The following is a 23,302-nucleotide window of genomic DNA, read 5'->3' on the forward strand; positions in this document are numbered from 1 at the left end:
TGACGAGCACGGAGCGGCGACTCACCGAGATCCGGGGCGGTGTGCCCTCGCGCCCGCACACCGCCCGGGCGACCGCCGCGCTCACCGTCGACCACGTCGACAGAGGGCCGGTCAGCCGAGCGGTGCGGGCAGTGGCGCGGCGTGCAGCACGGCGAGGCGGGAGACGGCCCGGGTGAGCACCACGTAGAGCCGGTGCAGGCCGCGCGGCTCGGCCGCCACGATCGCCGCCGGCTCGACGACGATGACGTGGTCGTACTCCAGGCCCTTGACCAGGGTCGCGGGCACCACCGTGACGCGCGCCGCGGCGGCCGGGTCGTCGACGGTCGCGGTCTCGAGCCCGGCGGCGGCGAGGGCGGCCCGCAGCCCGTCGACCGCGTCGTCGGCGGCGATCACCGCGACCGAGCCGTCGAACGCCAGCGCCGCGCGCACCTCGGCCACCGTCGCGGCGGTCAGGTCGGCGACGGTACGCACGTCGAGCGCGCCGTCGCGGCGCAGCGACTCCGCCGGCGGCACGTCGACGGCGAGCGCCGGCAGCAGCCGGTTGGCGAACGCGACCACGGCGGCGGGCACCCGGAAGCCGACCGTCAGCGGGACCACCACCGCGTCCGGCTTGCCCAGGTGGCGCAGGGACTCCCGCCAGTCGGCGGCGGCCCACGGTGCGGTGCCCTGGGCCAGGTCGCCGAGGAGCGTGATCGACCCGTGCTCGCTGCGTCGGGCGATCACCCGGCACTGCATGGGCGACAGGTCCTGCGCCTCGTCGACCACCACGTGGCCGAAGCCGGCCGGCCGCTCGACCAGCCCGGCCGCCTCGTCGATCAGCACCGCGTCCGCCGCCGTCCACTTCGTGGCCTTCGGGGTGCGCCCGAGCTTCGTCCCCGCTGCCGCGGCGCGACGCGCCGGACGCGGGGCATCCGCGCCGCCTGCCGCCACCAGGTCGGGCGTCCCGCGCAGCAGCGCCTGCTCGTCGGCGGTCAGCAACCCGTCGGCGCTGGCGGCCAGCAGTTCGGCGTCGGTGAGCAGCCGGTGGACCAGCCCTTCCGGGGTGAGCGCCGGCCAGACCGCGTCGAGGAAGGCGGCGACCGGCGCGCACCTGCCCATCCGGCGCAGCCAGGCGTCGCTCGGCGACTCGGCCCGCCGCGCCTCGGCCTGCCGCTGGAGCAGAGCCACCACCCGGGCCCGGACGCGTTCCCGCCCGGTGGCGTACGGCAACCGCTCCCGGCGGGTCTCCTCGACCAGCCGGTGCAGCGGGTCCAGCCCGATCCGCCAGCGGTAGGAGCCGTCCGAGACCATGATCGGCTCGGTCGGCTCGCCGATGTGCGCGTCGATCGCCCGGCGCAGCACCTCGGCCATCCGCACGTCGTGCTTGACGGCCGCCGCCGCCGGGTCGTCGACCGCCCGCACCGGCACCCGGGCGACCAGGTCCTCCACCGTGGCCTGCTCGACCTCGACCTCGCCGAGCGCCGGCAGCACCGCCGCGATGTACGACAGGAAGGCCCGGTTCGGCCCGACGATCAGCACACCCGCGCGGCGCAGCCGCTCCCGGTGCAGGTAGAGCAGGTAAGCGGCCCGGTGCAGGCCGACCGCCGTCTTTCCGGTGCCCGGCGCGCCCTGCACGCAGATCGAGTCGGCCAGGTCGGCCCGGACCAACTCGTCCTGCTCCGGCTGGATGGTGGCGACGATGTCGCGCATCGGCCCGACGCGGGGCCGCTCGATCTCCGCGGTCAGGATCCGGCTGGCCGTGCCAAGTTCCTCGCCCCGGTCGAGGTGCTCGTCCTCGAAGCTGGTGAGCGTTCCGCTGCTGAACCCGAAGCGGCGTCGTACCGCCACGCCCTGCGGGTCGCGGGCGCTGGCCCGGTAGAACGACCGGGAGACGGGTGCCCGCCAGTCCAGCACCAGCGGCTCGCCCCGCTCGTCGGTGACGTGCCGTCGCCCCACGTGGTAGCGCCGACCGGCGTGGTCGGGGTGCCCGGGATCCACCCCGTCGTCGCTGCCACCGGGCGTGCCATCGGCGGGTGTGCCGGCGGTGGACGGGTTGGCGGTCCAGCCGTCGGCGGCCGAGCCGGCGGCGGGTGCCGCGTCGGTGGCCGGGCCGAAGTCGAGGCGGCCGAAGAAGAGGGGCGTGGTCGGGTCGTCGGCGAGTTCGGCGACCCGGCGGGCCAGGGTGCGCCCGAGCGTCTCGGCGGCGTAGGCGTCGCCGGCCACCTGGTCGCCGGTGGCGAAGAGGGCCTGGGCGCGTTCCCGCATCCGGGCCAGGGCGGCCCGGGAGGTGGCGAGGTGCTCGCGCTCGGCGGCGAGGTCGGTGTCGAGGTGGAGGTCGACTGCGGTCACGCTGAATCCCATCGAGGTCATCTGCTGATCGCTCGCGTGTCCGGCGGGCGGATGGCCGGCCCCCGGCGCGGGACGTCCGATGCGGTGCTCACCTCACCCCGGCCGTCAAGCGACCTGCCAGCCTACGCGTACACCGGCTCCCGCTCCACCGAATTCACCGCCCTCCGGGCCCGGCGCCCATGCGCCGGTGTGCTGACCGGTCGGCGCCGCCGGCTCTGACGCACCGTCCTGCCGTTGCCGGTGGTGGTCGACGACCGGCGGCCGGGATCATGGGGGGATGACCGAGCCGCCTGCCGAGCGACCCCGGGTGACCATCAGCGATCCGCAGGTGATGCGGGCGCTGGCCCACCCGGCCCGACTCGCGATCACGGAACACCTCAGCTCGATCGAGGCCGGCGCGACCGCCACGGAGTGCGCGGAGATCGTCGGCCTGTCGCCGAGCGCCACCAGCTACCACCTGCGGGAGTTGGCGAAGGCGGGCCTGGTGGAGCAGGCGCCGAACCGCGGCGACGCGCGGGAGCGCGTCTGGCGGGTGGTCAGCCCGAGCTGGACCGTCGACGCCGGGCGCGGGACGGCGCCGGAGGCCCAGGCAGCCGAGCGTGCGCTGGTGGAGGCGTGGCTGGCCCGCGACCTGGAGCGCAGCCGCGACTGGTTGCGGCGCGCGCCCGACGAGCCGGCCGAGTGGTACGAGGCGAGCCGGCTCGCCGACTCGCAACTGCTGCTCACCGCAGCGGAGCTGAGCGAGCTGAACGAGGCGGTGGACCGCCTGTTCGAGCCGTACCGCAAACGGTCGCGGGTGGACCCGCCGGCCGGGGCGCGCACCGTCTCGGTGCACTACAAGGCGTTGCCGGTCGACTGAAAGGGGATTGCACCCAACAGATGTGAAGGATTATTTTCGAAGTATGTCCTTCACATCTGGTCCGTCGCGCTGGCCGGACGTCTGGCTCGCCACCACCGCCCGGGGCGTGGCCACCTGCGGTGACTTCCTCGCCGCCAGCACGCTCACGTTGGCGTTGCAGTCGGCCGGCGCGGGCGGGCTCGCCGTGTCCGGCCTGCTGCTCGCCGCGACCCTGCCGCTGGTGGCGTTCGCGCCGCTGACCGGCCGCCTCGCGGACCGGGTGGACAGCCGAATCCTGCTGGTGACCGCGGGGCTGGCCCAGGCCGGCATCTGCCTCACGCTCGCGTACGCCGGGCACCCGGTTCTGGTCATCGCGCTGGTGGCACTGCTCGCCACCGGCCTCGCCGTCACCCAGCCGGTGCTCTCGGCGCTGGTGCCGGCGATGGTGCGGGCCGAGGACCTGCCCCGGGCCAGCGCGCTCAACCAGTCGGCCGGCACCCTGGGCTCGCTCGCCGGCCCGGCGCTGGCCGGGCTGCTGGTGGGCGAGTTCGGCACGCGCCTGCCGCTGCTCGTGGGCGCCGGCAGCTATCTGGCGCTGGTGGCGGCCGGGCTGCTGATCCGTACCCGCAGGGGAAGCCGTGGGCCGGCGGCGGCCGGCGACGCGGCGGTGCCCCCGGCCTGGCGGCTGCGACACGACCCGCTGCTGGTGGCGATGGTCGCCAGCGTCGCCGGGGTGTTCGGCGCCGTCGGGGCGATCAACGTGATCGAGGTGTTCTTCATCCGGGAGACGTTGGGCAGCTCGACCACGATGTACGGGCTGGTGACCGGCGCCTGGACGCTCGGCGCCCTGGCCGGCGCGTGGCTCTTCGCGCGGGTGGTCCGGCGGCTCGACCGCGATGCCGGGCTGGTCCGGGCCAGCCTGGCGCTGCTCGGCGGGTGCTGCGCGATGGTGCTGGCCTCGGCGGCCGTGCCGACGGCCCTGCTGCTGGTGCCGATCTGGTTGACCGGCGGCATCTTCAACGGCGGCAGCAACGTCTTCAACAACGTGCTGCTGGCCCGCCGGGTGCCGGAGGCGGCGCGGGGCCGCGCCTTCGCCTCCTTCGGCGCGGCGGTCCAGGGCGCCGCGATGGTCGGCTTCCTGGCCGGCGGCCTCCTGCTGGAGGCGGCCGATCCCCGGCCGCTGGTCGCCGGGTGCGGGCTGGCCGGCCTGCTGGCGGTCGCCGCCGTCTCGGTCCCCCTCCGCCGCGCGGCCCAAGCGGCCCCCGCGGCCCAAGCGGCCCCCGCTGCCCCCGCGCCGACGCCCGCCGGTCCGCCGGTCGCGGACGCCGTCCCGGCCGGCACGGCCCCGGCCTCCGACGCCGCGGTGGATGCGGGGTTGGCCACTCCGACGCCGACCCGGTGAGCCCCGGGCGAGTGGCGGGGATACGGTCGGGGCATGGCTGAGCACGTCGCACGCCCCCGGGTCGGGCACATCCAGTTCCTGAACTGCCTGCCGATCTACTGGGGGCTGATGCGCTCCGGCGCCCTGATCGACGTCGACCTGCACAAGGACTCGCCGGACCGCCTGAGCGCCGCGCTGGTCGCCGGTGACCTGGACATCGGCCCGATCTCGCACGTGGAGTACCTGCGCCACGCCGACGAACTGCTGCTCCTGCCCGACCTGGCGGTCGGCAGCGACGGCCCGGTGCTGTCGGTCAACATCGTCTCCACCCGCCCGCTGGCCGAGCTCGACCACGGAAAGGTGGCGCTGGGCTCGACCTCGCGGACCGGGGTTCTCCTGGCCCAGCTCCTGCTCGGCGAGCGGTACGGGGTGAACCCCGAGTACTTCCGCTGCCCGCCGGACCTGACCCAGATGCTGCTGGAGGCCGACGCCGGGGTGCTGATCGGCGACGTGGCGCTGCGCGCGCTCTACGAGGCGCCGAAGCGCGGGCTGGAGGTCACCGACCTCGGGCAGGCGTGGCGGGAGTGGACCGGCCTGCCGATGGTTTTCGCCGTGTGGGCCGTACGCCGGGACTTCGCCGCCGCCCACCCGGGTCTGGTCAAGGAGGTGCACGACGCGTTCCTGCGTTCCCGGGACCTCTGCCTCTCGGAGCTGGACCAGGTCGCCGAGGCCGGCGCGCGCTGGGAGCCGTTCGACGCGGAGACCCTGGCGACGTACTTCCGGGCGCTGGACTTCTCGCTCGGCGACCGCCAGGTGGCCGGCCTGCGCGAGTTCGCGCGCCGCGCCGCCGCCCTCGGCGCCGCCCCGTCCCTTCCCGACACGGGCCCCGACTTCTTCACGGGCTGACCCCGCCCGCCCGCGACCGCCTCGATCGGCGGCGAGGGGTCAGACGGGGTCGCGGAGGAGGGCTTCCGTGATCTTCTGGCAGTTCTTCATGCCGTACTCGTAGCCCTTGCCGATCGGGTAGCGGACCATCACGCCCATCGTCCAGGTGTCGCCGATGGCCAGGCAGTTGATGTGCATCTCCTGCTCCCTGGTCCGGTCGATCCAACCGTTCTTGATGGCGATGGTCTTGCGCTCCGCGGCCGGGAACGCCTTACGGATGCCGAAGTCGCCCGCCCCCCGGACCAGCCGCATTTCCTTGATCAGCCACGTCGTCCACTTCGGCCCGGCGGCCCGGCTGTCGGCGATGCAGGCCCCCATCCGGGCGGTGTCGCGGGGGGAGAGCGCCGTGCGGCTCCATCCGCCGTCGGGGGCGACCTTGCTGTCGGTCAGCTCGCAGAGCGAGATCAGCCGCTTGATCGAGGCGGACCGGCCGACGGTGTTGTAGAACTGCTCGGCCCGGGTGTTGTCGCTGTCCCGGATGATCTTCGTGGCGTCGGCGAGCTTGGCGTCGCTCGGGGTCTGGCCGGCATCGGCGGCGCGGCGCAGGTAGTCGGCCACGATCCAGGCCTTGATCAGCGAGGCGGTGGTGCTGGTCTCGTCCATGTTGTCCGAACCGATGATCTCGCCGGTCCGGCGGTCGAGGACGCTCCAGGAGTACCAGCCCTCGATGTCCAGGTCGAGGTCCCTCGCCTCGAACGGCAGCGGCTCCGGCGTCGCGCTGGGCGACGGTGACGGCGACGGCGACTGCCGCGAGCTGCGGTCGCCCGGCGTGCTCGCGCCGCGGTCGGTCGGCACGGCGGGGTCACCCCAGCGGGCGGCGGCGGTGGACTCGAACGGCGAGCCCGGCAGCAGCCGCAGGGACACGAGCACCAGGCAGACCAGGACCACCGCGACGGCGATCAGCTTGACGGGGGAGGCGTCGCCGCGCCGGTCGTCCCGGCGCTGCCCGGCCATCAGAGCTTCCCGACCGGCTGCTGCGGCACCTTGAGGGCGGCGCCCGGCTGCGGGGTCACCAGCTGGCTGGCGACCGAGGCGCAGGTCTGCGCGCCGTAGTCCAGCCCGCTCTTCTGCGGGTAGCGCAGCATCACCGCGAGGCTCCACTTGTCGGTGACCGCGAGGCAGTTGACGTGCCAGTTGCCGTCGTAGTTCAGCGGGGTCCAGCCGTTCTTGATGCTGACCGGGCCCTGGCTGAGGATCGACTGGGGGAGCCCGTCGATGATGCCCCAACGGCCGCCGCCCGAACGGGCCTTCTGGTCCTTGGCGGCGGTGGTGCCCTTGACCTTGCTCATCTCGTCCAGCAGGTAGTCGGTCCACTTCGGGCCGGCGGCCGTGCCGTCGCCGATGCAGTCGCCGAGCCGGACGGCGTCGCGGGGGGACATCCGGGTGAAGCTCCACCAGCCCACGTAGCCCGGCACGTTGCCCGGCTTCGTGTCGGTCAGCTCGCAGGTACTGGTCATCCGCTTGATCGTCGCGGCGCGGCCCACCGCGTTGTAGAGGGCGTTCGCGGCGTCGTCGTCGCTGTTGCGGATGGCGGCGGAGATCTGCTTCTTCCGCTCGGCCGGCACGGGCTTGTCGCCGAGCTGGCGGAGGTAGTCGGCCGCGAACCAGGCCTTGATCATCGACTCGGTGGAGCTGGTCGAGGCCATGTTCTTGGCGCCGGAGATCTCGCCGGTCTCCCGGTCCATCAGGGCCCACGAGAAGAACTCGCCCTTGAAGCTCACCGACACCGGGCCGGCGGCCAGGGTCGGCGGCGCGGGTGGGGTGGGCGCCGGTGCCGCGACGCTGCCGCCGCCGCTTCCGCCGCTCGCGGCGTCGTCGCCGGCGAGTCGGGCGTACGCGGCGGGCACGAGCAGGCCGCCACCGAGGAGGACCGCCACGACGGCGAGCACCAGGGTCACGCGGGATCGCATGAGTGGATGAGCTCCAGATGTCAGGGCCGGGGGGACCGGCTTGTTGTCCGGACGGATCGGCGGCTCGCCGAGGCCGGGGGCGGCCTCCGTGTTCCTGGGGGCGATCGTCGGCAGCCGATCGGTGTGACCGGGGGAAGTCTACGTGCGGATCGGCGGCACGCCAGAACATGACACCTGGCAACTTGCCATGAAGGCGGGATATCGGACCGCTATGCGGCTATTGGGGGAATTCGTCTTCGCCGCGTGACCCAAGTCATAGTTTGGTCGCCCGGCCGAGGCTCGTCATCCGTCCCGAACTGTCCTCGGAAACCTGTTACACACCTCTGGTGCGGCGAGTTGCGAGCTGTAACACTTGGCCCCATGTATGGCAACGACTTCTCCGCCGAGGACGCACCCGGCGGTGGCCTGCTCGGCGAGGTCGAGGCGGCGGAGGCGGCGCTGCGGGAGGCCGCCGAGCGGGGGCGGCGCGCCGGTGCCCCCGGCCCCGACGAGGACCTCGCGGCTTACTTTGCCGAGGTCATCGACGCCGACCAGAAGATCGAGCCGCGCGACTGGATGCCCGAGGCGTACCGCAGGACGCTGATCCGGCAGATCGCCCAGCACGCGCACTCCGAGATCATCGGCATGCAGCCGGAGGGGAACTGGATCAGCCGAGCCCCCTCGCTCAAGCGCAAGGCCATCCTGCTGGCCAAGGTCCAGGACGAGGCCGGCCACGGCCTCTACCTCTACGCCGCCGCCGAGACCCTCGGGATCAGCCGGGACGAGCTGGTCGAGCTGCTGCTCAGCGGCCGGCAGAAGTACAGCTCGATCTTCAACTACCCCACGCTGACCTGGGCGGACGTCGGCGCGATCGGCTGGCTGGTGGACGGCGCCGCGATCGTCAACCAGGTGCCGCTCTGCCGCTGCTCCTACGGGCCGTACGCCCGCGCGATGATCCGGGTCTGCAAGGAGGAGTCGTTCCACCAGCGGCAGGGCTACGAGATCCTGCACACCCTGGCGCACGGCACGCCCGCCCAGAAGGCGATGGCGCAGGACGCCGTCGACCGCTGGTGGTACCCGTCGCTGGCGATGTTCGGCCCGCCGGACACCGACTCCACCCACTCGGCGCAGTCCATGGCCTGGAAGATCAAGCGGTTCTCCAACGACGAGCTGCGCCAGCGCTTCGTGGACATGTGCGTGCAGCAGGCCGAGATCCTCGGCCTGACCATCCCCGACCCGGGTCTGCGCTGGAACGAGTCCCGGCAGTCGTACGACTTCACCCAGCCGGACTACGACGAGCTGATGCGGGTGATCAAGGGGGACGGGCCGTGCAACCGGCAGCGGGCGGAGCACCGTCGCCGTGCCCACACCGACGGAGCCTGGGTGCGTGAGGCCGCCGCGGCGTACGCCGCCAAGCGGGCGGAGAAGAAGGAGAAGGTGGCGGCGTGAGCGAGCGTAGCGAGCGAACGGATCAGCGCGGCGTGAGCGATCCTTCGCCGTTGTGGGAGGTCTTCGTGCGGGCGCGGCGCGGGTTGTCGCACACCCACGTCGGCAGCCTGCACGCCCCCGACGCCGAGCTGGCCCTGCGTAACGCGCGGGACCTCTACACCCGCCGCCAGGAGGGCGTCTCCATCTGGGTGGTGCCGGCGGGCGCGATCACCGCGTCCAGCCCCGACGAGAAGGACGCCTTCTTCGACCCGGCGGCCGACAAGGTCTACCGCCACCCCACCTTCTACGAGGTGCCGGACGGGGTGGCCCACCTGTGAGCGAGCGCAGCGAGCGAACCATTCGGCTCAGCACCGGGGCGCGTCGCGCCGCCGCCGAGCGGAGCGAGGTGGCGGCGTGACCGGCCCCTTCGACTTCACCCTCGCCCTCGGCGACGACGCGCTGATCGCGGCGCAGCGGCTGGCCGAGTGGACCACCCGCGCGCCGGAGATGGAGGAGGACATCGCGCTGGCGAACATCGCCCTCGACCAGCTCGGCGCGGCCCGGCTCCTGCTGTCGTACGCGGGCGAGCTGGAGGGCGCCGGCCGGGACGAGGACGCGCTGGCGTTCCTCCGCGACGACCGGGAGTTCCGCAACTGCCTCCTCGTGGAGCTGCCGAACGGCGACTTCGCGGTCACCATGGCGAAGCTGCTCTTCCTCTCGGCGTACCAGCTCCCGCTCTACACCGCGCTGGCCGGCTGCGCCGACGAGCGGCTGGCCGCGATCGGGGCCAAGGCCCGCAAGGAGTCGGCCTACCACCTCGACCACGCCTCGCTGTGGGTGAGGCGGCTGGGTGATGGCACCGAGGAGTCGCACCGGCGCATGCAGGCGGCCGTCGAGCAGGTCTGGCCGTACGCGCACGAGCTGTTCGCGGCGGACCCGGCGGCACCGGTCGACCCGGCCACCCTGCGGGCCGACTTCGACGCCACCGTCTCCGCCGTGCTCGACGAGGCCACGCTGACCCGGCCGGAGGGCGGTTGGGCGCCGGCCGGCGGGCGGGACGGGGTGCACACCGAGCACCTGTCCTACCTGCTCGCCGAGATGCAGGTGCTGCACCGCGCCCACCCCGGGGCGCGCTGGTGAGGGAGCACCGGTGACCGACCCGAGGGAGGCCGTGGCGGCGGTGGTGGACCCGGAGATCCGGGTCGTCACCATCGCCGACCTCGGCATCCTGCGGGCGGTCGACGAGGACCCGGCGACCGGCCGGGTCGTCGTGACCATCACCCCCACCTACACGGGCTGCCCGGCGATGGACGTGATCCGCGCGGACATCCGCCGGGCCCTGGCCGCCGCCGGCCATCCCGACGCCGAGGTGCGCACCGTCTACAGCCCGGCGTGGAGCACCGACTGGATCTCCGCCGCCGGCCGGGCCAAGCTCGCCGCCGCCGGCATCGCCCCGCCGGCCCCCGTCCGCGCCGGCGGCGTGGTGCCGCTGACCCTCGCCGTCCGCTGCCCGCGCTGCGGCTCGCCGGAGACCGAGCAGGTCAGCCGCTTCGGCTCCACCGCGTGCAAGGCGCTCTGGCGCTGCCGTTCCTGCCGTGAACCCTTCGACCACCTGAAGGCGCTGTGACTGTCACCATCACCCGCCCGGTCCGCCGCCGGCCGGTCTTCCACCCGCTCTCCGTCGCCGCCGTCGACCGGCTCACCGACGACGCCGTGGCGATCACCTTCGCGGTGCCGCCGGAGCTGCGGGAGGCCTTCGCGTTCTCCGCCGGTCAGCACCTCACCGTCCGGCGCGGCACCGACGCGGGGGAGGACGTGCGGCGGTCGTACTCCATCTGCTCCACTCCGGAGGACCTGGCGCGGCACGGCCGGCTGCGGATCGGCGTGCGGGAGATCCCGGGCGGCGCGTTCTCGGCGTTCGCCTGTGGCGCCCTGCGGGGCGGCGACACGGTCGAGGTGCTGCCGCCGCTCGGGAACTTCACCACGGCCTTCGCGCCGGACCGGGCCCGCCACTACGGCGCGGTGGTCGCCGGTTCGGGGATCACCCCGGTGCTCGCGCTGGTCGCGACGGCGCTCGCCGTCGAGCCGGCCAGCACCTTCACCCTGGTGTACGGCAACCGCACGGCCAACACGGTGATGTTCGCCGAGGAGCTCGCCGACCTGAAGAACCGCTATCCGACCCGCCTGCACCTGGTGCACGTGCTCTCCCGCGAACAGGGCGAGTCTCCGCTGCTCTCCGGCCGGATCGACGCCGACCGGCTGGGCCGGCTGCTGGCCACCATCGTCCCCGGCGACGCCATCGAGGAGTGGTTCCTCTGCGGCCCGTACGGCATGGTGGTGGACGCCCGGGAGGTGCTCGCCGGGCGCGGGGTGCCGGAGTCGGCGGTCCACACGGAGCTGTTCCACGTCGACGAGGCCCCGGCCCCGCCGCGACGCCCGGCCGACGAGCCGGGGGCCGGCGCCGAGGTGACCATCGTGCTGGACGGCCGCTCGTCGAGTTTCACGATGGGCCGCGACGAGCGGGTGCTGGACGCGGCGCTGAAGGTCCGCGGCGAGCTGCCGTACGCCTGCAAGGGCGGGGTCTGCTCGACCTGCAAGGCCAAGGTCGTCGACGGCGCGGTCACGATGGCCCGCAACTACGCCCTGGAGCCGGACGAGGTGGCCGCCGGCTACGTCCTCACGTGCCAGTCCAGCCCGACCACCGACAGGCTCACGGTCGACTACGACGCGTGATCCGTATGGCAATTCGCTCTACATCCGTTCGGCGGAGCAGATCGCCATTCGAGAGCTGAACCAGCACACCAGCAAGGTGTGGGGTGAGCCGCAGCCTGTCGGGCCGAGGCGGTCGGGCCGGCCGGGGCGACGTAGGCTCACAGGCGTGACGGTGAGCCGGGAGATCGACGACATCCTGCAGCGCGGCGCGGACGGCGGGCGGATCACGCCCGAGGAGGCCCTGCTGCTCTACACCGAGGCGCCCTTCCACGCCCTTGGCGAGGCGGCCGACGCCGTACGCCGGCGGCGCTATCCGGACAACATCGTCACGTACCTGATCGACCGCAACATCAACTACACCAACGTCTGCGTGACGGCGTGCAAGTTCTGCGCGTTCTTCCGGGCCCCCAAGCACAAGGAGGGCTGGACCCACCCGACCGAGGAGATCCTGCGCCGTTGCGGCGAGGCGGTCGAGCTGGGCGCGACCCAGGTCATGATCCAGGGCGGGCACCACCCGGACTACGGCGTGGAGTACTACGAGGAGCTGTTCTCCTCGGTCAAGAAGGCGTACCCGCAGCTCGCCATCCACTCCATCGGCCCGAGCGAGATCCTGCACATGGCCAAGGTCTCCGGCGTCAGCCTGGACGAGGCCATCGCGCGGATCAAGGCGGCCGGGCTGGACTCCATCGCCGGTGCCGGTGCGGAGATGCTGCCCGCGCGTCCCCGCACGGCGATCGCGCCGCTGAAGGAGTCGGGCGAGCGCTGGCTGGAGGTCATGGAGCTGGCGCACCGGCAGGGCGTCGAGTCGACCGCCACGATGATGATGGGCACCGGCGAGACCGCTGCCGAGCGGATCGAGCACCTGCGGATGATCCGCGACGTGCAGGACCGCACCCGGGGCTTCCGGGCGTTCATCCCGTGGACGTACCAGCCGGAGAACAACCACCTCAAGGGCCGGACCCAGGCCACCACGCTGGAATACCTGCGGCTGGTCGCGGTGGCCCGGCTCTTCTTCGAGACGGTGCCGCACCTGCAGGCGTCCTGGCTGACCACCGGCAAGGACGTCGGGCAGCTCGCCCTGCACATGGGCGTGGACGACCTCGGCTCGATCATGCTGGAGGAGAACGTCATCTCCTCCGCCGGCGCACGGCACCGCTCCAACCTGCACGAGCTGATCGGCATGATCCGCTCGGCGGACCGGATCCCCGCCCAGCGGGACACCCTCTACAACCGCTTGGCCGTGCACCGGACGCCGGCCGACGACCCGACCGACGAGCGGGTCGTGTCGCACTTCTCCTCGATCGCGCTGCCGGGCGGCGGCGCCGGGAAGGCCCTTCCGCTGGTCGACGCCCGCTGAGCTACCGCCGCACCACCCGACACCCCACCGTCGACGGACGGTGGGGTGTCTGCGGTTCGTCGACCGGTCGGTGAACACGGAGTTGACCGAGCGTGGCCGGCGGTGCTTCCGCCGCCCGCCCGATCGGATGAGTGGTTGCCAGCCGTTGATGTCAATCTCGTTGCCGTTCCAGCCGAGCGGCCGGGGGTCAGCGAACAGTAAGACATATCAATTCGGGCAATCCTTAAGCGATTCTTAGCGGCACTGGTCAACCCGGCCGACTGCGAGGGGTGGCGAGGGTGACCGCGGACCGCTAACGTCCCCGGCCGTACCTTTCCTGCACCCCAACGGGGGGAACTCTCCATGATCTTCCGTAACCGTGCGCTGGCTGTTGCCGGCGCCGGCGCCGCCGGGATCCTGGCCGCGGGCCTCTTCGCCGCCCCGGCCCTGGCCGACACCTCGGCCGACCTGGCCATCGAGGCCACCGGCACCACCATCGCGGTCGGTGCGCCCGGCAAGATTTCGACCGTCTCCCTGCTCAACAAGAGCAAGGTGGACGCGACCGCCGTCCTGGTCGGCCTCGACATCAGCAAGCTGGACACCACCAAGGTCGACATCGACGAGAGCGGCTGCAGCCCGCGCGAGGACGGCCTGATCCTGTGCGGGATCGAGGGCGGCGTCCTGCCCGCCGGCCGCGACATCGACTGGGGCTTCCCGCTGACCCGCAAGGGCGAGGCGACGGGTGACGCCGGTCAGATCAGCGCCATCATCCTGCACGAGGGCACCGACCCCGACGAGTCCAACAACGAGGTGACCGTCAAGGTCAAGGTCGAGGGCACCGGCCCGGACCTGACCGTGGTCGCGGGCGACGTGACCAAGGCCGTCACGGTGGAGGGCGACAAGATCAAGGTCGCGGGCGACCTGCGTGCCGGCGACACCGCCCAGCTCATCTACTCCGCCTTCAACCAGGGCGACGCCACCGCCGCCGGGCTGAAGATCAGCGTCAAGCTGCCCAAGGGCGTGACCTTCGCCGAGGTCGAGGACGGCTGCGAGTACAACTCCGGCAAGACCTCGCTCGTCTGCACCTACCGCGACGCCGACCTGATCCCGGCGTCGCAGGACAAGGACGGCGACGACCTGATCTCGGGTGGCCGGTTCTACCACCTGCTCTCGGTCGGCAAGGACGTCAAGGCCGGCAGCCTGACCGGTGGCCAGGTCACCGTCGAGGCGCTCGGCAGCCAGGCGACCACCGTCCGCGCCGCGGGCAAGAGCGCCCTCCCGGCCAACGCCGAGGCCGTGGCGGCCACCGAGGTGGACGCCACCGACAACACCGACGCGTACGCTGTCGTCGTGACCGCCAAGGGCGGCGCGGGTGGCGGCGGCGAGGAGCCGGGCCTGCCGCTGACCGGTCCGCAGACCGGGCTGATCGGCGGGATCGGCGGCGCGGTGCTGGTCGCGGGCGCGGCGATGTTCGTGATCGCGCGGCGGCGTCGGGTCGTCCTGGTGACCCCGGGCGACGAGAAGCCGACGGCCTGACGGTCGTCCTCCATCGACCCGCGAGGGTCGTTCACATAACGCACGGCAGTGGGGGCGGGATGGGTGACCATCCCGCCCCCACTGTCCGTTCCGTGCGCCGGCCGCCACCGACCGGACATTCCTGGAGGGACGCTCGGCTTTCGGGCGCGTCCGGGGCGGCGCACGGCATCACCGGCCGTTAGTGTGCGGTTCGGCCCAGCAGCCACACCTCACGGGGGACTCGAGATGAAACTGCCCAACCGACCGCTGGCGCGGCTCGGCGCCGCCGCGCTGCTCGCCTCCGGCGCGTTCACCGCCGTCGGCACGCCGGCCCACGCCGCCGGGAGCGCCGCCGACCTCTCCGTCACCGCCGTCGTCGGCACCAAGGTGGCCGAGGGGACCCGGATCAAGACGGCGTACGCCAAGGTCACGAACAACGGCCCCGGCACGCCGTCCTCGCTCGTCGTCAAGGCCGACACCTCCAAGGTGGACCACTACGGCGAGGTGGCCTTCTTCCCGGCCGCCAAGGGCTGTTCGGGCGAGGGCGCGGAGAAGCCGGTGCTGTGGACCTGCGTCGTGCCCGAGGAGCAGATCCCCGGGCCCGGGGAGACCGTCGAGCTGCCGATCGTCATGATCAAGCGGGTCCCCGACGTGGACGAGCCGTACTCCGCCCCGGTCACGCTGACCGTCGAGTCGCCGGACGACACCAACCCCGACAACAACTCCGCGACCGTCCAGATCGAGATCAGCAAGGAGAGCGGCGTCGACCTCGGCGTCGTGGTGCCCGACGTCAAGGAGCAACTCGCCTTCGACGACGTGCTGAAGGAGGACCCGCCGACCGGGCCGCTGAACCCCGGCGACGCGACCACGGTCCTCGCGTTCGTCGAGAACCAGGGCGACCGGATCGCCGACGGCCTCGACCTCAAGATCGCCCTGCCCAAGGGCGTGACCTTCGACGACAGCATCCAGGTCAAGGAGTGCGAGTACGCCGCCGACCTGCGGTCCGCCGACTGCCGGGCCGGGCTGCTCCAGCTGGCCCCGCGCGAGGGCGTCCTCGGTGCCTTCCCGGTGAAGGTCGCCGCCGGCGTCGAGGCGCCGGTCAGCCTGGCCGGCGGCGAGGTCACGGTCAGCGCGCGCGGTGAGCTTCCGGCGACCGAGGCGAATCTGGCCCGCAAGCGCTCGGCCCTGCCGTCGTTCCTGCACCGGCCGGCCGGCTCCCGCGCCGCGCAGGCCGGCGACGTCGACCCGACCGACAACCGCGACGACTTCGCCGTCGTGGTGACCGCCGCCGGAACCGGTGGCGGCGAGGGTGGCGGCGACGACGACGAGGGTCCGCTGCCGGTGACCGGCGCGCAGACCGGCCTCATCGTCGGCGTCGGCGGCGCGGTGCTGGTCGCCGGCGCGGCGATGTTCCTGGTGGCGCGGCGGCGTCGGGTCGTCCTGGTGACCCCGGGCGACGAGAAGCCGACGGCCTGACGGCCGGCCCCGTCGGCCCGCACCGGCCGGGCGCACGACCCTGGAGACGGGGCGGGACGGGCGACCGTCCCGCCCCGTCCGTCCGTTCGACCGAACCGGACGGATGAAAGATGATCCGCCCTGCTGGCGCACCACGTCATGCTTCGATACGGTCCGCTCGGTTCCGCAACCATCCGTTTCTTCCCTAACCCCCGGGGGACCGATGACCCTGTTCCACCGCTCGGCCCTGGCCCGCGCCGGCGCCGTGGCGCTCCTCGCGGCGGGCGGCCTGGCCACCGTCGCCGTTCCGGCGTACGCCGCCGACCAGGCGGACCTCGCCCTGAAGCCGACCAGCTACCAGTTGGCCAAGGGCGTCAAGGCGGCGAAGGCCAAGCCGTTCAAGTTCACCGTCCAGAACCTCACCGACGGCGTCGACGCCAAGGACGTCACGGTGGAGATCGACCCCAGCGGCCTCAAGGCCAAGCGGGTCGGCTACGTCGTGCCGGACGGCTGCGAGGTGACCGGCAGGACCTTCACCTGCCTCCTCGGCGACCTGCGGGGTGGCACCAGCGAGGACTTCGGCATCCCGTTGTTCAGCACCGGCGGCAGGGGCGACGGCGGCGTGCTGAGGGTGACGGTCCGCTCGGCCACCGGCGACCCGGACCTGGAGAACAACAAGGACATCGAAGTGCCGGTGACCGTGACGAAGCCGGGCTACGACCTCACCGCCTGGGTGCAGGACGTCCAGGCCAACGTCGTGGTCGACGGGGCGGTGACCGACGAGCCCGACCTGAGGCCCGTACGCCGGGGCGAGACGGTCCCGCTGGACTGGGCGGTCTACAACGACGGCAGCCGCCCCGCGACCGGTCTCTTCTACGGCCTCATGCTCCCGTCGGGTGTGAGCTTCGTGACGCTGCCGGAGAGCTGCGTCGAGGACGAGTTCCTCGGCAGGGCGCGGGCGCTGTGCGAGGACGCCGGCGCGATCATCCGCCGGGGGCAGTACTACACCGCCGACGTGACGGTGAAGGTCGGCGACGACGTCACCGAGCCGGTGCTCCGGGAGGGCGACCTCTTCGCGTACGGGCTGGACGCCGCCGAGGGCGAGCCGGAGGCGGAGGCGCAGGTCGCCAGCCCGGCGCAGCGGAAGAGCTTCACCGAGGCCGAGCCGATGGACAACCACGCGACCTTCGAGGCGTTCGTGGATCTGTCGGCGCAGCCGACGCCGAACCCGACCCCGACGCCGACCCCGAGCGGCGAGCCGACCCCGACCACGACCACGACCCCGGGCGGCGGCACGGGCGGCGGCGGCGGTGACGGTGACGGTGACGGCGGCGGGCTGCCGGTGACCGGCGTGCAGGCCGGCCTGATCGGCGGCATCGGCGCCGCCGTGCTGCTGGCCGGCGGCGCGCTGCTGCTGATCTCCCGGCGGCGCGACATCGTCCTGGTCAACCCCGGCGACGAGAAGTCCACCGACTGACGTACGCCGCGCAGGGGCGGGGTGGGCGGCCTCCCCGCCCCTGTCGCGTACCCGCCGGGCGTCGGCCGGAGCCGGGCTGGCAGAGTGGAGGGGTGAGCCGTACCCCGCCGGGCCAGCGCGCCGGCCTGGACAAGCAGCCGCACGAGGTCGCCGCGATGTTCGACGGCGTGGCGGCTCGTTACGACCTGACCAACACGGTGATGACGGCCGGCCGGGACCGGGCGTGGCGCCGGGCCACCCGGGAGGCGCTCGGGTTGCGCCCGGGCGAGCGGGTGCTCGACGTGGGCGCGGGCACCGGTGTCTCCACCGAGGAACTGGCCCGTTCCGGGGCGTACGCGGTCGGCGCCGACCTGTCGCTGGGCATGCTGCACGCCGGCAAGCGCACCCGTCCGGCGGTGCCGCTGCTGGCCGGCGACGCGCTGCGGCTGCCCTTCGCCGACGGCGTCTTCGACGCGGTGACCATCTCGTTCGCGCTGCGCAACGTCGTCGACACCGAGGCCGCGCTGCGGGAGTTCGCGCGAGTCACCCGGCCCGGCGGCCGGCTGGTGATCTGTGAGCTTAGCCACCCCACCAACGCCGTCTTCCGCACCGCCTACCTGTCGTACCTCATGCGGTGGCTGCCGACGGCGGCGCGGGTGGTCTCCAGCAACCCCGACGCGTACGTCTACCTGATCGAGTCGATCCGGGCGTGGCCGGACCAGGCCGCGCTGGCGCAGCGGATCCAGGCGGCGGGCTGGGGCTCGGTGGCCTGGCGGAACCTGACCGGCGGCCTGGCGGCACTGCACCGGGCGGTCCGCGACTAGGCGGGGCACGGCGCCGGCAGGTCGCGCGCCATGAGCGGCGGCGCGGCGCCGGACGGCCCGCTTCCGGGGCGGCGGCCGGTGTCGACGGGAGGCCGATCGGCGCGTTTCGTACCCGCTGGGAAAGCGGCTGTTTTGTGAATATCCGTTTTTAGTCCACTTTGCGCCGTTAAGCTCGCCCCCATGACGGGACCAGAGCAGCCGGCCGGTGTGGAGGCCACCGACGACGACGCCGCGGAACTCATCGCGCAGCTCAGGGAGCTGGCCGGCGCGGATCCCGCCGACGTCCGGCAGGTGGTGGCCGAGGTGCTGGCCGCGCTGGACCGCGCCGCCGGCGGCGCGCTGCGCGAGCACCTGCCCGAGACGATCCGGCTCGACGCCGGCCTGGGCGCGGCCGCTCCCGCCCGGCACTGACGCCCGGCGCCGACCGCCGCCGGCATCCGGTCCTGACCCGCCCGCCGCCCGGTCCCGACCCCGACGGGTGGGTTTCCGGCAAGTTAGGTACCCCTGATCAGGCGTGGTTATGACACCGGTCATAGACTCCCTCCGTCTGGCTTGTGAAGGATTTCACGAGCATGCGGGAGGAGGCGCGAGATGACCGCGGTGGAGCATGACGCCGACGTGATCGTCGTGGGCGCCGGTCCCGGTGGGTCGGCTACCGCGTACCACCTGGCTCGGCACGGCGTACGGGTGCTGCTGCTGGAGAAGACGGAGTTCCCCCGCGAGAAGGTCTGCGGCGACGGGTTGACCCCGCGTGCCGTGCGACAGCTGATCCGGATGGGCGTGGACACCTCGCCCGAGGCGGGCTGGCTGCAGAACAAGGGCCTGCGGGTGATCGGCGGCGGCGTCCGGCTGGAGCTGGACTGGCCCGACCTGGCGAGCTTCCCCAACTACGGCCTGGTGCGCACCCGGCTGGACTTCGACGACCTGCTCGCCCAGCGGGCCGTCGCCGCCGGCGCCAAGCTGCGCACCAGCGTGAACGTCACCGGCCCGGTGCTCGACCCGGACGGCCGGGTCGTCGGCGTCGAGGCGGAGGTCGGCCCGGACAAGGAGCCGGCCACCTTCCACGCCCCACTGGTGGTCGCGGCCGACGGAGTGTCCGGCCGTTTCCCGCTCGCCCTCGGGCTGGCCAAGCGGGAGGACCGGCCGATCGGGGTCGCCGTCCGGCGCTACTACCGCTCGCCCGCCAAGCACGACGACAACTACCTGGAGTCCTGGCTGGAACTGCGCAGCAAGGACAGCGGCGACAACCTGCTGCCCGGGTACGGCTGGATCTTCGGGCTCGGCGACGGCCGGGTCAACGTCGGCCTCGGCGTGCTCAACTCCTCGTCCGCGTTCGGCAAGACGAACTACCGCCGGCTGCTCACCGACTGGCTGGCCAACACCCCGGCGGACTGGGGCATGACCGACGAGGCGAACGCGGAGGGGCCGATCCTCGGCGCCGCGCTGCCCATGGGCTTCAACCGGGTGCCGCACTACACCCGCGGTGTGATGCTGGTCGGCGACTCCGGCGGCATGGTCAACCCGTTCAACGGCGAGGGCATCGCGTACGCGATGGAGTCCGGTGAGATGGCCGCGGAGATCGCCGTGCAGGCCCTCGCGCGCCCGGCCGGCGCCGAGCGCGAGCGCGCCCTGACGGCCTACCCGGCGGAGCTGAAGGCCCGTTTCGGCGGCTACTACCGGCTCGGCGGCGTCTTCGTGAAGCTCATCGGCCGTCCCGAGATCATGCGGATGGCCACGAAGCACGGCATGCCGCACCCGATGTTGATGCGCTTCGTGCTCAAGCTGCTGGCCAACCTGACCGACCCCCGTGGCGGGGACGCGATGGACCGGGTCATCAACGCGATGACGAAGGTGGCACCAGCCGTGTAGCGCGACGAGTGAGCTTGCGAGCCCCGCAGCCGCCGAACGACGGCGGGCTCGTGTGACGGCCGGGCCCGCGGCCGGCGACGACCGCGGCGCGGACAGAGATCGACCCCCCGGCGACAGCCGTCGCGGGGGACGTGAATAGTGTGATTTTCGTCAAGGACCAGGGGCAGGGAAGGACGAGCAGGAGAAAACGATGTCGCTCTCGCCTTACGCACCGATCATCGGGCTGTTCGCCCTCGCCGCGGGGTTCGCGCTGTTCTCCGTGGGCGCCGCCCGCTTCGCCGGTCCCCGGCGTTACAACAAAGCCAAGCTCGAGGCGTACGAGTGCGGCATCGAGCCCAGCCCGCAGCCGGTCGGTGGCGGCCGGTTCCCGATCAAGTTCTACCTGACGGCGATGCTCTTCATCGTCTTCGACATCGAGATCATCTTCCTCTACCCCTGGGCGGTCTCGTTCGACGTCCTGCCGATCTTCGGCTTCGTGGAGATGGTCCTGTTCATCGTCGCGGTCTTCGTCGCGTACGCCTATGTCTGGCGGCGTGGCGGCCTGGACTGGGACTGAGGGAGGAACCTCAGATGGGTATCGAGGAGAAGCTCCCCGCAGGTGTCCTGCTCACCTCGGTGGAGAAGCTCGTCAACTGGTCGCGGAAGTCGTCGGTCTGGGGCGCCACCTTCGGCCTGGCCTGCTGCGCGATCGAGATGATGGCCGCCGGTGGCCCGCACTACGACATGGGTCGCTGGGGCATGGAGGTCTTCCGGGCCTCGCCCCGCCAGGCCGACCTGATGATCGTGGCCGGCCGGGTGAGCCAGAAGATGGCCCCGGTGCTGCGCCAGATCTACGACCAGATGGCGGAGCCCCGCTGGGTCATCTCGATGGGCGTCTGCGCCAGCAGCGGCGGCATGTTCAACAACTACGCCATCGTGCAGGGCGTCGACCACGTCGTCCCGGTGGACATGTACCTCCCCGGCTGCCCGCCCCGGCCCGAGATGCTCATCGACGCGGTCCTCAAGCTGCGCGAGAAGATCATGTACGAGCCGCTCGGCCCGAACGGCCGCAAGATGCTCGAGGCGCGCAAGGAGCGCGGTGACGTCCCGGTCGTCCCGTACGGCTCGATGCCGTCGTCGTACCGCAGCGACAAGGCCCGGCGGGCCGAGTGGACCAAGGCGGTCCGCGAGGGCCGCGAGGAGCAGCTGCGGATCGAGAACTGGATGAAGGCCCAGAACCACCTGCAGCACGGGGGCGTCAAGTGACCGCACCTAACCACAAGGCGAACGACGGCGGCGTGCCGGTGCCGGTGACGCCGGCCGGCGCCACCAGCGGGGCCCCGGCCGAGCACCCGCCGGCCAGCCCGGCGGGCCGGGGCATGTTCGGCAACCAGGGCTCCGGCGACGTCTCCGGCTTCGGCGGCCTGGTCCGGCAGCGCCGGACCATCGAGGACGCCCCCCGGCCGTACGGGAGCTACTTCGACGAGGTCCGCGACGCGCTGGAGGAGGCGTACCCGGCCTTCGGCGACGCCATCGAGAAGGTCGTGGTCGACCGGGGCGAGTTGACCCTGCACGTACGCCCCGAGCGGATCGCCGAGGTCTGCCAGGTGATGCGGGACGACCTGGCGCTCCGCTTCGAGCTGTGCTCCTCGGTGTCCGGTGTGGACTACCTGGGCGCCGACTCGCGCCGGCTGCACGTCGTCTACCAGCTCACCTCGATGACCTACCGCCGCCGCGTGCGGCTGGAGGCCGCGGTCTCCGCCGAGGACCCGCACCTGCCGAGCGTCACCTCGGTCTACCCGACGGCGGACTGGCAGGAGCGCGAGACGTACGACATGTTCGGCGTCGTCTTCGACGGCCACCCCAGCCTGACCCGGATCCTCATGCCGGACGACTGGGAGGGCTTCCCGCAGCGCAAGGACTACCCGCTCGGCGGCGTGCCCGTCGAGTACAAGGGCGCTGAAATTCCACCGCCGGACCAGCGGAGGTCGTACCAGTGACCACGTCGAACTACGCCACCGAGCGCGACACCACCGAGGGCAAGGTCTTCACCGTCACCGGTGGCGACTGGGACAGCGTCGTGTCGGGCACCGACCCCATCAACGACGAGCGGATCGTCGTCAACATGGGCCCGCAGCACCCGTCGACGCACGGCGTGCTCCGGCTGATCCTGGAGCTGGAGGGCGAGACGGTCCGCGAGGCCCGCTCGGTCGTCGGCTACCTGCACACCGGCATCGAGAAGAACCTCGAATACCGCAACTGGGTCCAGGGCAGCACCTTCGTGACCCGGATGGACTACCTCTCCCCGCTGTTCAACGAGACGGCGTACGCGCTGGCGGTGGAGAAGCTGCTCGGGATCGAGGAGCAGGTCACCGAGCGGGCGACCACCATCCGGGTCCTCATGATGGAGCTGAACCGGATCTCCTCGCACCTGGTCTGGGTGGCCACCACCGCCATGGAACTGGGCGCGATCAACATGATGCTCTACGGCTTCCGCGAGCGTGAGTACATCCTGGAGATCTTCGAGATCATCACCGGCCTGCGGATGAACCACGCGTACGTCCGGCCGGGCGGCGTGGCCCAGGACGTGCCGGACGAGGCGATCGTGAAGATCCGCGAGTTCCTGAAGCTGCTGCCGAAGCGGCTCAAGGAGTACGAGGACCTCCTCTCCGGGCAGCCGATCTGGCTCGAGCGGACGAAGAACGTCGCGGTGCTCGACGTGACCGGCTGCCTCGCGCTCGGCGTGACCGGCCCGGTGCTGCGCTCCGCCGGCCTCGCCTGGGACCTGCGGAAGACGATGCCGTACTGCGGCTACGAGACGTACGAGTTCGACGTGCCGACGCACACCGACGGCGACGTGTGGGGCCGCTACCTGGTCCGGCTCGCCGAGATCCGGGAGTCGCTCAAGCTCGTCGAGCAGGCACTGGACCGCCTCAGGCCGGGCCCGGTGATGGTGGCCGACAAGAAGATCGCCTGGCCGGCACAGCTCGCCATCGGCGTCGACGGCATGGGTAACTCGCTGGAGCACGTCGCGAAGATCATGGGTCAGTCGATGGAGTCGCTGATCCACCACTTCAAGCTCGTCACCGAGGGTTTCCGGGTGCCGCCGGGCCAGGTCTACGTCGGCATCGAGTCGCCGCGCGGCGAGTTGGGCGTACACGCCGTCTCCGACGGCGGCACCCGGCCGTACCGGGTGCACTACCGCGAACCGAGCTTCGTCAACCTCCAGGCCCTCCCGGCGATGGCCGAGGGCGGCCTGATCGCCGACGTGATCGCCGGCGGCGCCTCGCTGGACCCCGTGATGGGTGGGTGTGACAGGTGAGCGCGAGGAGTGAGCTTGCGAGCCC

General features: G+C 72.5%; 22 protein-coding genes. 19 read left to right on the forward strand and 3 right to left on the reverse strand.

Annotated features, from left to right (window positions below; translation table 11 throughout):
• Nucleotides 1-111 precede the first annotated feature (111 nt).
• A complete protein-coding gene (locus ACZ6Q9_RS12380) occupies nt 112-2,340 on the reverse strand; it encodes a HelD family protein (RefSeq protein WP_393259161.1) in 2,229 nt (742 codons plus the stop codon).
• 265 nt (nt 2,341-2,605) lie between these two features.
• Here ACZ6Q9_RS12380 and ACZ6Q9_RS12385 point away from each other — a divergent pair, with 265 nt between their 5' ends.
• The 3 genes from ACZ6Q9_RS12385 to ACZ6Q9_RS12395 are packed head-to-tail and all read left to right on the forward strand — an operon-like array spanning nt 2,606 to nt 5,453.
• A complete protein-coding gene (locus tag ACZ6Q9_RS12385) occupies nt 2,606-3,187 on the forward strand; it encodes an ArsR/SmtB family transcription factor (protein WP_393257441.1) in 582 nt (193 codons plus the stop codon).
• Nucleotides 3,188-3,230: 43 nt separating this feature from the next.
• Nucleotides 3,231-4,568, forward strand: coding sequence for an MFS transporter (locus tag ACZ6Q9_RS12390; protein WP_396828586.1), 1,338 nt, complete (start codon nt 3,231-3,233; stop codon nt 4,566-4,568).
• Between the two features lie 33 nt (nt 4,569-4,601).
• Entirely contained in the window at nt 4,602-5,453 is an 852-nt protein-coding gene (locus ACZ6Q9_RS12395; RefSeq protein ID WP_350701906.1) for a menaquinone biosynthetic enzyme MqnA/MqnD family protein, read from the forward strand.
• A gap of 39 nt (nt 5,454-5,492) precedes the next feature.
• Here the strand turns inward: ACZ6Q9_RS12395 and ACZ6Q9_RS12400 are convergent, their stop codons facing one another.
• Together ACZ6Q9_RS12400 and ACZ6Q9_RS12405 are read right to left on the reverse strand one after the other, a co-directional pair.
• Nucleotides 5,493-6,446, reverse strand: a complete 954-nt coding sequence (locus ACZ6Q9_RS12400) for a hypothetical protein (protein ID WP_396828584.1) — start codon at nt 6,444-6,446, stop codon at nt 5,493-5,495.
• The gene (locus ACZ6Q9_RS12405) at nt 6,446-7,402 is read right to left on the reverse strand and encodes a serine hydrolase (RefSeq protein ID WP_393257449.1); all 957 of its coding nucleotides are present in this window, start codon (nt 7,400-7,402) and stop codon (nt 6,446-6,448) included. Before ACZ6Q9_RS12405 ends, ACZ6Q9_RS12400 begins: the two co-directional genes overlap by 1 nt.
• A 360-nt stretch (nt 7,403-7,762) precedes the next feature.
• On the opposite strand from ACZ6Q9_RS12405, the gene paaA reads away from it, so the two are divergent.
• The 16 genes from paaA to ACZ6Q9_RS12485 all read left to right on the forward strand — a co-directional run bounded on the left by paaA (nt 7,763) and on the right by ACZ6Q9_RS12485 (nt 23,277).
• Nucleotides 7,763-8,830 (forward strand): 1,2-phenylacetyl-CoA epoxidase subunit PaaA, encoded by a 1,068-nt coding sequence (paaA, locus tag ACZ6Q9_RS12410; RefSeq protein ID WP_393453512.1) that lies wholly within the window; start codon nt 7,763-7,765, stop codon nt 8,828-8,830.
• Nucleotides 8,827-9,147, forward strand: coding sequence for a 1,2-phenylacetyl-CoA epoxidase subunit PaaB (paaB, locus tag ACZ6Q9_RS12415; protein WP_350701900.1), 321 nt, complete (start codon nt 8,827-8,829; stop codon nt 9,145-9,147). Before paaA ends, paaB begins: the two co-directional genes overlap by 4 nt.
• Before the next feature lie 76 nt (nt 9,148-9,223).
• On the forward strand, nt 9,224-9,949 hold the full coding sequence (gene paaC, locus ACZ6Q9_RS12420; protein WP_393257454.1) for a 1,2-phenylacetyl-CoA epoxidase subunit PaaC: 726 nt from the start codon (nt 9,224-9,226) through the stop codon (nt 9,947-9,949).
• A gap of 10 nt (nt 9,950-9,959) precedes the next feature.
• Entirely contained in the window at nt 9,960-10,436 is a 477-nt protein-coding gene (gene paaD / locus ACZ6Q9_RS12425) for a 1,2-phenylacetyl-CoA epoxidase subunit PaaD (RefSeq protein WP_393257456.1), read from the forward strand.
• Complete coding sequence (gene paaE, locus ACZ6Q9_RS12430; protein WP_396828580.1) at nt 10,433-11,542, forward strand: 1,2-phenylacetyl-CoA epoxidase subunit PaaE; 1,110 nt, start codon at nt 10,433-10,435, stop codon at nt 11,540-11,542. The genes paaD and paaE overlap by 4 nt, the downstream gene beginning before the upstream one ends.
• A gap of 145 nt (nt 11,543-11,687) precedes the next feature.
• A complete protein-coding gene (gene mqnC / locus ACZ6Q9_RS12435) occupies nt 11,688-12,878 on the forward strand; it encodes a cyclic dehypoxanthinyl futalosine synthase (RefSeq protein ID WP_396828578.1) in 1,191 nt (396 codons plus the stop codon).
• Between the two features lie 342 nt (nt 12,879-13,220).
• A complete protein-coding gene (locus tag ACZ6Q9_RS12440; RefSeq protein WP_393257465.1) occupies nt 13,221-14,393 on the forward strand; it encodes an LPXTG cell wall anchor domain-containing protein in 1,173 nt (390 codons plus the stop codon).
• 225 nt (nt 14,394-14,618) lie between these two features.
• The gene (locus ACZ6Q9_RS12445) at nt 14,619-15,848 is read left to right on the forward strand and encodes an LPXTG cell wall anchor domain-containing protein (RefSeq protein WP_396828576.1); all 1,230 of its coding nucleotides are present in this window, start codon (nt 14,619-14,621) and stop codon (nt 15,846-15,848) included.
• A gap of 202 nt (nt 15,849-16,050) precedes the next feature.
• A complete protein-coding gene (locus ACZ6Q9_RS12450; protein ID WP_396828574.1) occupies nt 16,051-17,304 on the forward strand; it encodes a cell wall anchor protein in 1,254 nt (417 codons plus the stop codon).
• A 92-nt stretch (nt 17,305-17,396) separates the two neighbouring features.
• On the forward strand, nt 17,397-18,107 hold the full coding sequence (locus tag ACZ6Q9_RS12455; protein ID WP_357702014.1) for a demethylmenaquinone methyltransferase: 711 nt from the start codon (nt 17,397-17,399) through the stop codon (nt 18,105-18,107).
• Nucleotides 18,108-18,287: 180 nt separating this feature from the next.
• A complete protein-coding gene (locus ACZ6Q9_RS12460) occupies nt 18,288-18,518 on the forward strand; it encodes a hypothetical protein (RefSeq protein ID WP_350701884.1) in 231 nt (76 codons plus the stop codon).
• 180 nt (nt 18,519-18,698) lie between these two features.
• Nucleotides 18,699-19,976 (forward strand): geranylgeranyl reductase family protein, encoded by a 1,278-nt coding sequence (locus ACZ6Q9_RS12465; protein WP_357452418.1) that lies wholly within the window; start codon nt 18,699-18,701, stop codon nt 19,974-19,976.
• A gap of 190 nt (nt 19,977-20,166) precedes the next feature.
• Nucleotides 20,167-20,532, forward strand: coding sequence for an NADH-quinone oxidoreductase subunit A (locus tag ACZ6Q9_RS12470; protein ID WP_393257474.1), 366 nt, complete (start codon nt 20,167-20,169; stop codon nt 20,530-20,532).
• A gap of 14 nt (nt 20,533-20,546) precedes the next feature.
• Nucleotides 20,547-21,221 (forward strand): NuoB/complex I 20 kDa subunit family protein, encoded by a 675-nt coding sequence (locus ACZ6Q9_RS12475; protein WP_393257476.1) that lies wholly within the window; start codon nt 20,547-20,549, stop codon nt 21,219-21,221.
• Nucleotides 21,218-21,955 carry an NADH-quinone oxidoreductase subunit C gene (locus ACZ6Q9_RS12480; protein WP_350701878.1) on the forward strand — a complete coding sequence of 246 codons (738 nt, stop codon included), beginning with the start codon at nt 21,218-21,220 and terminating at the stop codon, nt 21,953-21,955. Before ACZ6Q9_RS12475 ends, ACZ6Q9_RS12480 begins: the two co-directional genes overlap by 4 nt.
• Nucleotides 21,952-23,277, forward strand: coding sequence for an NADH-quinone oxidoreductase subunit D (locus ACZ6Q9_RS12485; RefSeq protein ID WP_393257480.1), 1,326 nt, complete (start codon nt 21,952-21,954; stop codon nt 23,275-23,277). Before ACZ6Q9_RS12480 ends, ACZ6Q9_RS12485 begins: the two co-directional genes overlap by 4 nt.
• Nucleotides 23,278-23,302: the final 25 nt, after the last annotated feature.

This window comes from Micromonospora sp. NPDC049139, from assembly GCF_055586845.1.

What these genes read in the sequence shown, in the direction of transcription:
- ACZ6Q9_RS12380 (WP_393259161.1), bottom strand. Translation starts at nt 2,340, where the DNA reads ATGGGATTCAGCGTGACCGCAGTCGACCTCCACCTCGACACCGACCTC.
- ACZ6Q9_RS12385 (WP_393257441.1), top strand. Translation starts at nt 2,606, where the DNA reads ATGACCGAGCCGCCTGCCGAGCGACCCCGGGTGACCATCAGCGATCCG.
- ACZ6Q9_RS12390 (WP_396828586.1), top strand. Translation starts at nt 3,231, where the DNA reads ATGTCCTTCACATCTGGTCCGTCGCGCTGGCCGGACGTCTGGCTCGCC.
- ACZ6Q9_RS12395 (WP_350701906.1), top strand. Translation starts at nt 4,602, where the DNA reads ATGGCTGAGCACGTCGCACGCCCCCGGGTCGGGCACATCCAGTTCCTG.
- ACZ6Q9_RS12400 (WP_396828584.1), bottom strand. Translation starts at nt 6,446, where the DNA reads ATGGCCGGGCAGCGCCGGGACGACCGGCGCGGCGACGCCTCCCCCGTC.
- ACZ6Q9_RS12405 (WP_393257449.1), bottom strand. Translation starts at nt 7,402, where the DNA reads ATGCGATCCCGCGTGACCCTGGTGCTCGCCGTCGTGGCGGTCCTCCTC.
- paaA (WP_393453512.1), top strand. Translation starts at nt 7,763, where the DNA reads ATGTATGGCAACGACTTCTCCGCCGAGGACGCACCCGGCGGTGGCCTG.
- ACZ6Q9_RS12440 (WP_393257465.1), top strand. Translation starts at nt 13,221, where the DNA reads ATGATCTTCCGTAACCGTGCGCTGGCTGTTGCCGGCGCCGGCGCCGCC.
- ACZ6Q9_RS12445 (WP_396828576.1), top strand. Translation starts at nt 14,619, where the DNA reads ATGAAACTGCCCAACCGACCGCTGGCGCGGCTCGGCGCCGCCGCGCTG.
- ACZ6Q9_RS12450 (WP_396828574.1), top strand. Translation starts at nt 16,051, where the DNA reads ATGACCCTGTTCCACCGCTCGGCCCTGGCCCGCGCCGGCGCCGTGGCG.
- ACZ6Q9_RS12460 (WP_350701884.1), top strand. Translation starts at nt 18,288, where the DNA reads ATGACGGGACCAGAGCAGCCGGCCGGTGTGGAGGCCACCGACGACGAC.
- ACZ6Q9_RS12465 (WP_357452418.1), top strand. Translation starts at nt 18,699, where the DNA reads ATGACCGCGGTGGAGCATGACGCCGACGTGATCGTCGTGGGCGCCGGT.
- ACZ6Q9_RS12470 (WP_393257474.1), top strand. Translation starts at nt 20,167, where the DNA reads ATGTCGCTCTCGCCTTACGCACCGATCATCGGGCTGTTCGCCCTCGCC.
- ACZ6Q9_RS12475 (WP_393257476.1), top strand. Translation starts at nt 20,547, where the DNA reads ATGGGTATCGAGGAGAAGCTCCCCGCAGGTGTCCTGCTCACCTCGGTG.